General features: G+C 62.4%; 10 protein-coding genes. 3 read left to right on the top strand and 7 right to left on the bottom strand.

All coding sequences use genetic code 11. The features are described 5' to 3' along the window. Both VNX23_RS07160 and VNX23_RS07155 read left to right on the top strand, forming a co-directional pair. Positions 1-2005: fused MFS/spermidine synthase (locus tag VNX23_RS07160; RefSeq protein WP_325628527.1), on the top strand; the 2005-nt coding region annotated here is incomplete at its 5' end. Between the two features lie 139 nt (positions 2006-2144). Further along, positions 2145-3686: a Spy/CpxP family protein refolding chaperone gene (locus tag VNX23_RS07155; RefSeq protein ID WP_325628526.1), complete on the top strand. Its 1542-nt coding sequence runs from the start codon at positions 2145-2147 to the stop codon at positions 3684-3686. A gap of 4 nt (positions 3687-3690) precedes the next feature. On the opposite strand, the gene VNX23_RS07150 is transcribed toward VNX23_RS07155, so the two are convergent. Then, a complete protein-coding gene (locus VNX23_RS07150; RefSeq protein ID WP_325628524.1) occupies positions 3691-5088 on the bottom strand; it encodes a TAXI family TRAP transporter solute-binding subunit in 1398 nt (465 codons plus the stop codon). A gap of 876 nt (positions 5089-5964) precedes the next feature. Between VNX23_RS07150 and VNX23_RS07145 the strand changes: the two genes are divergently transcribed. Next, positions 5965-6234 (top strand): hypothetical protein, encoded by a 270-nt coding sequence (locus VNX23_RS07145; protein ID WP_325628522.1) that lies wholly within the window; start codon positions 5965-5967, stop codon positions 6232-6234. 71 nt (positions 6235-6305) lie between these two features. Here the strand turns inward: VNX23_RS07145 and VNX23_RS07140 are convergent, their stop codons facing one another. From VNX23_RS07140 to VNX23_RS07115, 6 genes are all read right to left on the bottom strand, one after another. After that, the gene (locus tag VNX23_RS07140; protein WP_325628520.1) at positions 6306-7082 is read right to left on the bottom strand and encodes a L,D-transpeptidase; all 777 of its coding nucleotides are present in this window, start codon (positions 7080-7082) and stop codon (positions 6306-6308) included. Positions 7083-7333: 251 nt separating this feature from the next. Next, a complete protein-coding gene (locus VNX23_RS07135) occupies positions 7334-8095 on the bottom strand; it encodes an ABC transporter permease (protein WP_325628518.1) in 762 nt (253 codons plus the stop codon). Positions 8096-8457: 362 nt separating this feature from the next. Next, complete coding sequence (locus tag VNX23_RS07130) at positions 8458-9381, bottom strand: ABC transporter ATP-binding protein (RefSeq protein ID WP_325628517.1); 924 nt, start codon at positions 9379-9381, stop codon at positions 8458-8460. Positions 9382-9766: 385 nt separating this feature from the next. Next, positions 9767-10054, bottom strand: coding sequence for a hypothetical protein (locus tag VNX23_RS07125; RefSeq protein ID WP_325628516.1), 288 nt, complete (start codon positions 10052-10054; stop codon positions 9767-9769). A 16-nt stretch (positions 10055-10070) separates the two neighbouring features. Then, positions 10071-11222, bottom strand: a complete 1152-nt coding sequence (locus VNX23_RS07120; RefSeq protein WP_325628515.1) for a DUF2336 domain-containing protein — start codon at positions 11220-11222, stop codon at positions 10071-10073. Between the two features lie 256 nt (positions 11223-11478). Next, positions 11479-13471, bottom strand: a 1993-nt coding sequence (locus VNX23_RS07115; protein ID WP_325628513.1) for an ATP-dependent helicase, incomplete at its 5' end; no start/stop codon positions are given.

Here is a 13471-nt window from a genome sequence, read left to right as displayed (position 1 = left end):
CGCGCTGCTGGTGATCGCGTTTCTCACTTTGCCGCTGTCGATCGCGGGCGGGTGGGGCGAGCCGCCGACGTCAGGCTATGCGTTCTGGCTGTTGGGCCTGTTCGCGGTCTCGATCGGGCTGCCGTTCTTTGCGCTGGCCGCCAACAATCCGCTCCTGCAGGCCTGGTTCGTCCGCACCGGGCATCCCAACGGCCCCGATCCCTACTTCCTCTATGCCTCCTCGAATATCGGCAGTTTCCTGGCGCTGTTGTCCTATCCGGTGCTGCTGGAGCCGATGTTCACGCTGCGCACGCAAAACCTGATCTGGACCGGCGGCTATGGCTTGCTGATCGTCCTGATCGGGACTTGCGGCGTGCTGCTGCTGCGCTCGCCTGCGATGGCCGCGGTCGATGTACTTGCCGAGGATACCGATGCCCCGCCGCCGCCGTGGATCCTGCGCGCGCGCTGGATCTTCCTCGCCGCGGTGCCGTCGGGACTGCTGATCGCGGTGACCGCGCATATCTCCACCGATGTCGCCGCAGCACCGCTGTTGTGGGTGCTGCCGCTATCGCTTTATCTTTTGACCTGGGTGCTGGTGTTCCAGTCGCGCCCGCTGCTGCCGCACAAATGGATGCTGGCGATCCAGCCCGTGGCGATTGCCGGCGTCATCGTGCTGCTCGCGGTTGGCGGCGAGCAGAACCTCTTGTTGACGCTGGGCGGCCATCAGCTTTGTTTCTTCATCATCGCGATGGCCTGCCACGGCGAACTGGCGCGGACCCGGCCGCCTGCGAAATATCTCACCGGCTTCTATGTCGCGCTGTCGTTCGGCGGCATGGTCGGCGGCCTGTTTGCCGGCCTGGTCGCGCCTTACGCGTTCTCGTGGGTCGCCGAGTACCCGATCCTCCTGGTGTGTGCCGCCTTGTGTCGCCCGCCGGCCGACGAACGCTGGCCGCGCTCGAGCCGCTGGTTCTGGCTGATTTTGCTTGCAGCTGCGCTTGCGCTGATCGCGCTGGCGTTTTCCACCGGCAGCGTGTTCGACTGGCTCGAGGAGGAGCGAATCTATGTGGCGGCAAGTGTAGCCGTGGTCGGCATGCTGCTGGCGCTCGTCACCAATGCAAACCGCTGGAAGATCGCGAGTTTTACGGCGCTCGCGGTCGTCCTGATCCGCCTCTATCCCGCCGACGAGGGGCGAGTGGAGACGGTGCGCAGCTTCTTCGGCGTCCACAAGATCGTGGTCACGCCGCGCGGCCAGTATCACGTGCTGATGCACGGCACGACGATTCACGGTGCCGAGAAATTCCAGAACACCGACGGCACGCGGGTCACGGGTCGCCCGGAGCCGATCACCTACTATCACAAGGACGGCGGCATCGGTCGGGCGATCACGGCGATCCGCGAACGCAAGGGAGCGCCGCTTCGCGTGGCTGTGATCGGGCTCGGTGCCGGTACGCTGACCTGCGCCGCCGGTCCGGGCGAGCGCTGGAAATTCTTCGAGATCGACCAGTCGATGGTCGATACCGCGCGCGATCCCCGGTTTTTCACCTATATCCGCAACTGCGAGCCCGATCTCGATCCGGTGATCGGCGATGCTCGGCTGACCTTCGCGCGAGAGCCCGGCGGTAGCTATGATCTGATCATCGTGGATGCCTATTCGTCGGATGCGATTCCGATTCATCTCGCCACCGAAGAGGCGATGAAAATCTACAAGGACAAGCTCGCCCCGCATGGCGCGGTGGTGATGCACGTCTCGAACCGCCATCTGGAATTGTCCAGCGTCGTGGTCGGCATTGCCGACGCCAACGCTCTCAAGAGCTGGGTCTACAGCGAGGATTCCGGGCGCGACGGCGAATACATCTTCGCCACGTCCGTGGTGGTGTCGGCACGCGAGGAAGCCGATGTCGGCAAGCTCGCTTCGTCGGATGTCTGGGAGGAAACCGGGGCCGACGAGAAGCAGCGGGTCTGGACCGACGATTACTCGAACATCTTGGGAGCGGTGTATCGCAGGCTGCGCGACGGTGAACAGTAGCTGAACGCGAATGCGGACATGCACTTGCGGCTCGTTACGAACGTGGAACTTGATGGGGCACTGGGCGTTATGGGGGTAGTCCCAATTGTGCCGCTGATAGAGGTTTACCTTTAGGCGAGGGGCGATTGAGGAGGATGCCGTGTCAAAGCTCAATTTCCTGTCTGTGATCATAATCGCCGTCGCGCTTTCGGGTGCGGCTTACGCCGGCCGAGGCGGAGGCGGTGGACATGGTGGCGGTGGCCACGGCGGTGGCGGTCATTTCGGTGGCGGCCACGGCGGCGGCCATTTCGGTGGCGGTCATTTCGGCGGTGGTCACGCACATTTCGGCGGTGGACGCGCGCATTTCGCCGGAGGAGGCGGAAGACATTTCGGCGGCAGAGCGCTGTCCCGATCGGCCGCCCGCGCCAACTTCGCCGGTGGCCACGCCGATCGATCGTTCGCTGGTCATAACGCGGCGGGCCATATCGGCGGCCGCAACGCCGCCCTTCGATCCGCGGCCATCCGTGGCGCGATGGGTTCGCGCTCATTCGCCCGCGCGCTGCACAATCCGGGTGCCTTGCACAATCCCGGCACCCGCGCGCTTATGACCGCGACCGCGGCCACGGCGGGATGGCGTCACCTGCAGGGCGGCGGGTGGTGGCGGCACGGCAATGGCGGCTTCGGCTGGGTTGGCCCGCTGTTCTGGCCTTTCGCCTTCTACGATATCTACGACTACTCGCTGTGGGGTTGGAATCCGTTCTGGTGGTACGGCTATGGCGACATCTATGCAGGCCTGTTCTACCCCTACGGCTATGACGATCTGCTCGGCTATCTGCCGTCGTATGGCGGCGGATACTACGGTGGCGGCTACCGGCGGTCCTACGCGGCGGCAAGGGCGAACACTGCGCCGGACGAGATCTCGCAAATGTGTGGCGAGGACAACCGTGACATCGCCGGTCTTCCGATCGACCGGATCCAGCAGGCGATCCAGCCGAGCGAAGCGCAGCGCCCCGCGCTCGATGATCTCGCCAACGCAACGGTGAAGGCGTCGCAGGGCATCAGGGCGGCGTGTCCGACCAAGATCGTCTCCACCGCGCCGGCAAGGCTGGCCGCAATGGAACAGCGCCTGGAAGCGATGATCCAGGCCGTCGACATCGTGCAGCCCGCGCTCGATCGGTTCTGGGGGCTTCTCAGCGACGAACAGAAGTCGCGGCTGAGTTCGCTTGGCCAGAGCGAGCGCAATAGTGACCGGCGTGGCGATTCCCCGCTTGCCAGCGCCTGCAGCGGCACGCAGGCGAACGTGCCGGATTGGCCGGCGGCCGAGATCGAGTCGCGCTTGCATCCGACCGAGGCGCAGCGCGCCAGTCTCGCCAATCTGAAGGACGCCACCGTCAAGGCGGCGGACATGCTCAAGTCCACCTGTGCCCCCGACGACGCATTGACGCCGCCGGCGCGTATTGCGGCGGCCGGCAAACGGCTCGACACCATGCTGCAGGCCGTCGAAACCGTGAAGTCCGCGCTCGACGATCTCTACAAGGATCTGACCGACGAGCAGAAGGCGCAGTTTGAAGCCATCGGCCCGGAACGCACCGCTGCACTGTCGCCCGACGACACCGCGCCGTCGTCGGGCGGCGGCCGGCACTACCGCCGGCACCATCATGCCAGTATCGGTGGTTTCGTTCGCAGGCTGATTGGGTTCTAAGACTCTAAAAGGCCCGCATGCGCGGCAACTCGCCGGCCCGCGCGCTGATCACAGCGCGCCGGTCGACGACCGCGTGGTGGAACTGCTCGAGCACAAGGCTATGGGCGGCCAAATCCGCTTCCTCGATCGCACCGTCATCGTAGCTGGCGAGCGTTTCGCGAAGAATGTCGTCAGCTTGGCGCTGCAGCGCATCGAGTTCCTCCAGCGAGTCGGTCTTGCGCACCTGCCCAATCGCGTCCAGCAGCCTGTCGCGATGCTTTGTACCCTGCGTTCGTTGGTCGCGCTTCAGATAATGGCGCAGCCACGCGCTGCCTGAGCCAAGCACCGAGAGCAGCAGCACGCCGCCCCAGATGTAGTCGCTGTACTTGTCGAGGAATGTCCGTTCGGTACCCTCGATATAGGCCGCGGCTCCCGGATGCGGCGGGATCGGAGCGTCCTTGTCGGTATCGGGCTTCTCGATCTTCGCCGCAGCCGGAAACTCCCTGGCAAGCGAGGGCCGCACGCTGAACAGCGCCCGGGTAAAGGCGCCGACCGAACTGTCGGAGAGGGATTTGGGCGCGACGATCAGATGACTGACCCCGACGGTCTCGATCGTGCTTTCGGGCCTCGCAGGGGAGGAAGTGAACGAACTTCCGGCGATCTCCTCCGACTCATAGAGCGGATGCTTGTGGGCGATGGCCTCCGACACGTCGATGGCGAGAAATTTCGGTTCGCCCCTGATGCGGGCGGTGGAGGTGATGGCCTCGATAGTGATGCGGCTGTCGAGCGGCCCGACCGTCATGAACACGTCGATCGAAGCATCGTGCAGCATGTCGGCGATCTGGCTGCCACCGAATTGCGAGGTCACGACCTTGTCGGGGTTGACACCGGACTCGGTGAGGATGACGCGGAGCAGGGAGGCGTTCAGCGGGGAGCGACCGATGATGCCGACGTGATGGCCCTCGAGATCGCCGATCTCCTTTATTTTCGGTTTGGCTTCTTTCTTCGAGCCCTTGCGTGGAGTGCCGGGGGGCGTCCACAGAACCACGACGTTCTTGCGCAGTATAGCGACCGCCTCGGTTCCATTGGGCATTTCCTCGTCGGCCCGCGCGACCGCCAGATCGGTTTCGCCGGTTCTTAGCAACCCGACGCTGTCGGCAGGACCCGCCGTCGAGATCACGGTCAGCCGAACCGGATTGCTTTCATGGGCAAAAGATTGCGCCAGGGCCTGGATCAGTTTCTGGTTGTCGCTCCCGGGTGGACCGACGGCTATCCGTAACGTCGTCGGTCTCAGCAGCAGAAAGACCGCGCCGGCGACGGCGGCGAGCACCAGCACCGCGGCCGCAAGCGGCAGCAGATATGTCCAACTCCGGTTACGGCTCCCGGCAGGCGAGGCGGCGTGCGAACGCTCGGACGTGGACATGTTGCCCCAAGGCAAAGCATGGTCGGGCGCCCCCCGGCTGGATATTTTACTCCCGCGATCCTGTATTGGTGAAACTTCCCCCCGCACACCCGGTTCCCGCCCTCGCATGCGAAAGCCCTCGCCGGGAACCGCAAAAAGGGGTTCAAGCGTCGAGGACTGCCGGGGCTGCATAAAAACGGACGATAACGGGCCGCAAGACAGGCCCGGAGGAGGTGAATTGTGTTCGTTACCGGGCGCCTGGCGTCGCCAATTCTTGCGAATCGCGTCACCATGGACCGGTAAAATTCAGTTATTTTTGTCCAGCTCGCGATGACCGTTTTTCGCCCTCAGTCTCACGCGCTCATTTTTGAACACGATCCGGCATAACGCAGGACTGACCGATGGATGTAAGCCGGGCGGCCTGATGCGGTCCAGGTGCGGCGGGCCGGGCGCGTTCGTGGCGAACCTGTGGAGAGCCTGCCGTGCGATTGCGAAGCCTGTTTTTCTGCACTGTCCCGGCCATCAGCCTTGCGGCTTGCTCGCAGGAAGTGGAGTACAGCAACGAGCAGCGAGCCTGCATCGCCCAGCACTACACGAATTATGACTCCAGCAAGCTCAACCAGTGCGTTGACGTGTGTAAATCTTGTTTGAAGGGCAACACCATTACCTGCAACACCTCATGCAAACTGAGGGGCGCAAGTTAGGCTCGAAAGGCGCGCCGCATGCTTGCCTTCACGATCCCTGAGCGATGCGATCAGAAGGCTGCGGGGCACGAATTGCAAAAGACGCCGGCGCGCGCCATCCATGGATCGATGACGGAAGTCCGCGAGTCCGCGAGCGAGGCAAGAAGGTAGCGCAATGCCGCAGAGCGCATGATGCTGCCGGACTTGACCGGCGATGGCCGAGATTGAATCGTTCAAGCCATTTCAGGTGGATGCGATGTTTGAAATCAGTATTTTTTTTGTGATTGTGCCGGCGATCGGCTATTGGGTGGCCGTGTGGCTGATGCGCCGCCACGATGACGTCCTGCATGGCGATTTCATTCACCAGGAGGTGGCGAGCGAACCTCGGCCGCCGCTTCCGCCATCACGCGCTGACAGCTCCGAGACGCTGCAAGCGCTGCTTGCTTCCATCAAACAGGATTTGAAGGACGCAGCGCAGCTGTAGCGCTGGTGAAATCAGCTCGACCGTCAACCCGGAAAAAGCGAACTCCCTCTCGCTCTGGAGAGGGTCGAACGTCAATTCTGATAGCCATACGTCCCGCGCGGATACGCGCGCGGCTGCTGATAATAACCTTGGGGTGCGTATTGATAGCCGTAGCCGTTGGTGTAACCCGGCTGCTGCTGGTAATAGACCTGCCCGTCATAACCGCGCTGGACGCTGCGTGGTGCAGGATAGCGTGCGTCGGTCGAACTGCCATCGGCCGGATAGATGTAGCCATCATCGGGGCGAGCCTGCGGCACGATCGGGCGCGGCATGCCTGGCGAGGCGAACTGACCTGCATTGGAATCGTCGTATTGTCTTGCATTTTGCTGCGCATCGCCACGCGCGAGCGCATTGCCGCGCGGGTTGCGCGCCAACGCAACCTGGGCGGAGCCGGTCAGTGTAACCGTGGTATTGAGCACGCCCTGCTCTTCGACAAGCGCGTACAGGGTCGCTGCGTTGGCGCGCGACAGGCGGACGCAGCCATGCGATGCCGGCGTGCCGAGGCGGTTCTCGTAAAGGGTGCCGTGGATCGCGTGACCGATCTTGGTGAAGAAGATCGAGTGCGGCATCGGCGCGTCGTCGAATTCCTTGGAGAAGTGATCCGCTTCCATCCGGAAGGTGCGGTAGGTGCCGCTCGGCGTCTCGTATGACGGATTGCCGGTCGAGACCGGCCAGCGATAACGCTCGACGCCGTCGACGGCGACGGTCATCATCTGCGCATTCTTGTCCACAGTGATCGAAACTTTGGCCTGCGCTGCGCCCGCGGCAAACAGCATGAGACCCGCAACAGCAACGAAAAAGGAACGCATTACTCTGGCCTCCGGCCCCGACTGCCGTACCACTCGCCGTCCCCGGCAGCCAATATGCCCGAAACTTCGCTTTGGTTCCAGTGTGCGGTGGCGGCGCGCTCAATCGTATTGCGCAGGCCGGCGCAAGCATGACTGAAAGCTCGCGCGGTTCAATTTTCCGTTTGTCGCGCGACGCGAGTTTGGCACTTCGCAATGAATATGACACAGATCAGGCATGTCTGGCGCACAGGCCCGCTTCCTCGGCTATCGCCTCAATTCTTCAGCCGGTAACCAGTCTTGAAGATCCACCACACCACGATCATGCAGGCGATCAGGAACGTCAGCGTCATGCTGATGCTGAGCGTCGGGCTGACGTCGGCGATTTCGTAAAAACTCCAGCGGAAGCCACTGATGAGATAGACCACCGGGTTGAGCAGCGTGATGGTGCGCCACCCCGAGGGCAGCATGTTCACCGAGTAGAAGCTGCCGCCAAGGAATGTCAGCGGCGTCACCACCAGCATGGGGATCATCTGCAGCTTTTCGAAGCCGTCGGCCCAGATGCCGATGATGAATCCGAACAGGCTGAAGGTGACCGCGGTCAGCACCAGGAAGGTCAGCATCCACACCGGATGATGAATGTGCAGCGGCACGAACAGGCTGGCGGTGGCGAGGATAATCAGGCCGAGCACGATCGACTTGGTCGCGGCCGCGCCGACATAGCCGAGCACGATTTCGAAATAGGAGATCGGCGCCGACAGGATCTCGTAAATGGTACCGACGAATTTCGGAAAATAGATGCCGAAGGAAGCATTGGCGATGCTCTGGGTCAGCACCGACAGCATCACGAGGCCGGGCACGATGAAGGTGCCGTAGCTGATCCCTTCCACCGAAGAGATGCGCGAGCCGATCGCGGCGCCGAACACCACGAAATACAGCGACGTCGACACGACAGGCGAAACGACGCTTTGCAGGATCGTGCGCCAGGTGCGCGCCATTTCAAATCTGTAGATCGCTTGCACGGCCCTGAAGTTCATGGTCTCTCACCCGTGCTGCCGGCAGCCTCCGATCCATTGCGCCGCATCAGTGCTCTCGATTCCGAAGTTCGCCTGAGTTCTCAGCAACCTCCGATGCGAACTTCGGAAATCGAAGGAGCACTGCAAATTCTGGACTCCGGTGCGGCTTTGAAATTGAAGTTCCAATGATCATTTCGGGGCCTGGACTGATAGGAACTTCAATTTCGCCGCACCAGTGCTCCCGATTCCGAAGTTCGCCTGAGTTCTCAGCCACCACCGATGCGAACTTCGGAAATCGAAGGAGCACTGCAAATTCTGGACTCTGGTGCGGCTTTGAAATTGAAGTTCCAATGATCATTTCGGGGCCTGGACTGATAGGAACTTCAATTTCGCCGCACCAGACTCACAAAGATGTCTTCGAGCGAACTCTGCGTGGTCTCGAGGTCCGAGAAGCGGATGCCTGCGTTCCTGAGATCACCGAGCAGGCTGGTGATGCCGGTGCGCTCGACCCTGGTGTCGTAATGGTAGGTCAGTTCGCAGCCTCCGTTCGACAGTTCAAGATGGTAGGGGGCAAGCGCGGGTGGAATCGCATCGATCTGGCATTGCAGATGCAGCTTCAGTTGCTTCTTGCCGAGCTTCTGCATCAGGTTCGCCTTGTCCTCGACCAGGATGATCTCGCCCTTGTTGATGACGCCGACCCGGTCGGCCATTTCCTCGGCCTCGTCGATGTAGTGGGTGGTGAGGATGATGGTGACGCCGGAGGCCTGAAGCGTGCGGACGACTTCCCACATGCCCTTGCGCAACTCGACGTCGACGCCCGCAGTCGGCTCGTCGAGGAACAGGACTTTCGGTTCGTGCGACAGCGCTTTCGCAATCATCACGCGGCGCTTCATGCCGCCGGACAGCGTGACGATCTTGGAGTCTTTCTTGTCCCACAGCGAAAGATCCTTCAGCACCTTTTCGATGTGAGTTGGATTTTTCGGCTTGCCGAACAGGCCGCGGCTGAAGCTCACCGTCCCCCACACCGATTCGAAGGCGTCGGTGTGCAGTTCCTGCGGCACCAGGCCGATCAGCGAGCGTGCGTCGCGGTATTGGCGACTGATGTCGTGACCACCGACGGTGACGTGGCCCTCGCTGGCGTTCGCGATGCCGCAGATGATGCTGATGAGCGTGGTCTTGCCGGCGCCGTTCGGTCCCAGCAAAGCAAAAATCTCGCCGCGCTCGATGTCGAGATTGATGTTGTTGAGCGCCTTGAATCCGGTGCCGTAGGTCTTGGAAAGATTTGATACCGAAATAATGGACGGCATGGGCGGGTTTTGCAGTTCGTTCGGAAATAAAATGGCAGGAGCGAAAGCGGCACGGTGAGCGGACGGCGTCATGTCAGATAGGCAACAAGACGCCCATGCGCAATCGGCTTATATTCGCTTTTTCCGAACTCCCCGACCGGCAATTGCAAAATATCCGCAGAGCGGTCGGCAGTTTCGCGCCGCAGCCGTCACGCTTTTTCAAGGCCGAGAACCACTTGACAGAATCCCCTTAAGAGCCCGGGGGAGGGGCTTGCGATCTGTCGGTGTGATTGTCGCCGTTCGATGCGAGGTAGATTCGGGCGGTCGCCATGCGCTTCGCATTGTCCGCTGCGGCGAGCCGGTAACGTATCCCGCGCGCTGAAGCCTGTTCAGCGGAGGGAGAAGTTCACTTGAAATAGTTGTTGATGATGCGCAGGTCCGAGAGCGCGGGCTGCCGGCCGTTGGTGCTGGCCTCGATCACCCTGCGGCAAACTTCGGCGGTGGCTTCGTCCCTGAAGTCGTTGGCGGCTTCGAGAACGGTCCGGGCGGTGTCGAGCAGCCCATCCTTTCCGCCGCCCGCGCCCCTGTTCTTCTGATCGCGCTTTTGCTCGTCCCCGTCGCCCTTCTTGCCGAAGCCTTCGACCGCGGCCCTGCCGAACGCAGGCACGCCTCTGCCAAATGTGATCGCACTCATATTCGTCGTTCCCCGTTCATGGCGCGGCGAGCGCGGCCTGCAGCGGCGCGGGCGCATCCATGACCTCGCCGTTCTTGCGAGATTGATAAAATGCCAGAACGCTTCGCGACGTCTCGATGTTGAGACGGCTGTATTCGTTTTCCAGATCCTTCAAATCCTGCGCGGTGATGCGATGATCCTTGGCGCCGAGGAAGAGCAGGGCCATCGTCGTGTCCCAGGCGAAGTTGAGCGCCTTGCAAAGGATCAGGAGCGTCTCCCGGTTCCTGTCGAGCACGGCGCGCTCGATCACGTCACTGGGCAGGGCGCAGAGCAGCGAGAGTCCGATTGTGACCTCTTCGAGCCGGTGCGATCGGGCATAGCTCGATATGCTGCCTTCGTTGAGATTGCCGAGCCGATGCTGGGTCGACACCACGCGCTTGGCAACCAAATGGCCGCGCGACAGGGGTCCGAATTTGGACTGCAGTTCGCCTGCGAGCTCGGTCACCGAGGATTGGATATGCTTGGCCATCTCGGGACGTTCGCGCAGCAGCCGCTCTTTGACGTCGCTGGTCGCTTTTGCGATCAGCTGCTGGAACACGTGCCGCGGGATGTCCTTGCGCAGCCCGAGCTGCTCGGCGAGAATCGAATCGCCTTCGGCGCGCTTGACCATGTGCAGGAAGCCGAAATCGGAAAAGCGCGCGCCGTTGTTGGTCGCAACCGAGTTGACGACTTCCTGGTTGCCGCGCGTGACGAGTTCGTCCGTGACGCGCTCCTCGATGTTCTCGCGCTTCGAGATCGAGAGCAAGTGCGCCTGGCTCTTGGTGCAGGCGTTGGCGACCAGCGCATAGGTCTCCAGTTGCCTGGATTCCCGCAGCACCGGCCCTGCGACCTCGATTGAATCGTCGAAGGCGAGCTTGTGGATGATATTGGCGGGCGCGCGATCGAAGCGGGCGAGCTTCTCGGAAAGCTGGGCGCGGGCCGCGACTTCGATTTCCTCGGCAAGCCGCGTGACGACCTCGCCAAAGGTCCAGATTTCGTCGTCGCTGAAGCTGCCGGCGATCATCAGGTCGGTGGTATGCCACAAGGCCTTGGCGCGGCTTTCCGGGCTACCGCGCGAAACGGCCTCGTCGAGATCCCTCAAAAAGGATTTGTTCTCGGCCTTTCTGACAGTCTTAAACTGTAAACTCATCTTGGCAGCCCTGAAGCGGCAAGCAAATCGCCGGCAAACTATCCACTGCCAGCCAACATACCTCTCACGCGCAAGTTTTCGGTAAATGCGCGCGCGAAGTATTGTCGATCAAAATTCGCTCAAATGCGCTGAATCCGGTCAGGGAAGCAAATGCTGCGGCGCAACAGAGGCTTCTGACGGTCGGACCATCGCGAGGCCTAAGGCGCCTTGGTCATAGCTGCCTGCCCAGGAGGGCCGCAAGCAAAGTGTGCGAGCTTCACGCCCGTTCGACAAAACTGTCGACCACCTTCTTCTCGCCGGCCTTTTCGAAGGCGATGGTGAGCTTGTTGCCGTCGATCTTCACCACATTGCCGTAGCCGAATTTCTGGTGAAACACCCGGTCGGAGAGCGCGAATTCCGAGGTGGTGCCGGTGGATTTCGCGATCAGCTCGCCTTCGATCACCATCGGTGCGCGCTTGTTGCGCGAGAAGCTGCCGGCGCCGCGTGCATCGCTGCGCGAACCTGAGGTATCGCTGCGCGAACCGGAAAATGGTGACTGGCTTTCGTTGAAGCCGCCGGCCTGGCCCTGACGGCCGCTTTGGTTGCGGGCGCGGTTGGCTTGCGCGCGCTGCCAGCCCGGCGTGGTATAGCTGGAGCCAAAGGATTCCACATTGTCGAAGCGCGACGGGCCGTAGCCACTGGCCCCGCCCCAGCCCGAGCCGCCCTTGGATTCCGTGATCTCGACATTGTGCGCCGGCAGCTCGTCGAGGAAGCGCGACGGGATCGTGGTCGACCAGGTGCCGTGGATCCGCCGGTTGGTGGCGAAATAGAGTTTGGCGCGGCGGCGGGCGCGCGTCAGCCCGACATGGGCCAGCCGGCGCTCTTCCTCGAGCCCGGCACGGCCCTGTTCGTCGAGCGTGCGCTGGCTCGGAAACAGGCCTTCCTCCCAGCCGGGCAGGAAGACGTTGTCGAACTCAAGTCCCTTGGCCGAATGCAGCGTCATCAATGACACCGCATCGTCCTCGGCGCCGCCGTCGCGGTCCATCACCAGCGAAATGTGTTCGAGGAATCCTTGCAGGTTCTCGAACTCCTCCATCGAGCGCACCAGCTCCTTGAGGTTATCAAGCCTTCCTGCGGCGTCGGCGGAACGATCCTTTTGCCACATTTCGGTGTAGCCGCTCTCGTCGAGCACGATCTCGGCCAGTTCGGTGTGCGAGGTTACCTCGCGTTGCGCGCGCCAGCGATCGAAATTGACGATGAGATCGCGCAGGGAGCCGCGCGCTTTCGGCTTCAGCTCGTCGGTCTCGACCACCGCGCGGGCAGCCTCGAACAGCGGAATGCGGCGCTTGCGGCCGTGGTCGTGCAGCATCTGCACGGTGGCGTCGCCGAGGCCGCGTTTCGGCACGTTGACGATGCGCTCGAAGGCGAGGTCGTCGGCCGGCGAGTTGATGACGCGCAAATAGGCCAGCGCATCGCGGACTTCGGCGCGCTCGTAGAATCGGGGGCCGCCGATCACGCGATAGGGCAGGCCGAGCGTGACAAAACGATCTTCGAATTCGCGCATCTGGAACGAGGCCCGCACCAGGATCGCGATATCGTTGAGCTTGTGGCCGCCGCGCTGCAGTTCCTCAATCTCCTCGCCGATGGCACGGGCTTCCTCTTCGGAGTCCCAGGAGCCGGTCACGGTGACCTTTTCGCCGTCGACGTCCTCGGTGCGCAATGTCTTGCCGAGCCGTCCCTCATTATGCGCAATCAGATGCGAGGCGGCGGCCAGGATGTGGCCGGTGGAGCGGTAGTTGCGCTCCAGCCGGATCACCTTGGCGCCGGGAAAATCGTGTTCGAAGCGCAGGATGTTATCCACTTCGGCGCCGCGCCAGCCATAGATCGACTGGTCGTCGTCGCCGACGCAGCAGATGTTTTTGGGGGGTGTGAGCGGCGAGGGCGGAGCGGCCTGCTCCCTCTCCCCGTTCTTCACGGGGTCGAGACGAGCGGAGCTCGCTCTTAGAGGGTCGGGGTGAGGGGCACTCTCCGCGGACACCGGTTGTGAGTTTGGCTCCCCCTCACCCGGCGCGCTGCGCGCGCCGACCTCTCCCCGCAAGCGGGGCGAGGTTAAGGGAGTCCCGCCCGGCTTCGACGGCGCCTGCGCCAGCAGCCGCAGCCACAGATATTGCGCGACGTTGGTGTCTTGGTACTCGTCGACCAAAATGAATTTGAATCGATGCTGGTACTGACGGAGCACATCCGGGTGCTCGCGGAAGATGCGGATGTTT

This window comes from Bradyrhizobium sp. (assembly GCF_035570375.1).
Classification (GTDB): domain Bacteria; phylum Pseudomonadota; class Alphaproteobacteria; order Rhizobiales; family Xanthobacteraceae; genus Bradyrhizobium.
This window is presented reverse-complemented; position numbering and strand designations above follow the sequence as displayed.

Coding starts and splice junctions, on each gene's coding strand:
- VNX23_RS07150 (WP_325628524.1), bottom strand. CDS start 5,088: ATGTCCACGTCCGAGCGTTCGCACGCCGCCTCGCCTGCCGGGAGCCGT.
- VNX23_RS07145 (WP_325628522.1), top strand. CDS start 5,965: ATGGCCGAGATTGAATCGTTCAAGCCATTTCAGGTGGATGCGATGTTT.
- VNX23_RS07140 (WP_325628520.1), bottom strand. CDS start 7,082: ATGCGTTCCTTTTTCGTTGCTGTTGCGGGTCTCATGCTGTTTGCCGCG.
- VNX23_RS07135 (WP_325628518.1), bottom strand. CDS start 8,095: ATGAACTTCAGGGCCGTGCAAGCGATCTACAGATTTGAAATGGCGCGC.
- VNX23_RS07130 (WP_325628517.1), bottom strand. CDS start 9,381: ATGCCGTCCATTATTTCGGTATCAAATCTTTCCAAGACCTACGGCACC.
- VNX23_RS07125 (WP_325628516.1), bottom strand. CDS start 10,054: ATGAGTGCGATCACATTTGGCAGAGGCGTGCCTGCGTTCGGCAGGGCC.
- VNX23_RS07120 (WP_325628515.1), bottom strand. CDS start 11,222: ATGAGTTTACAGTTTAAGACTGTCAGAAAGGCCGAGAACAAATCCTTT.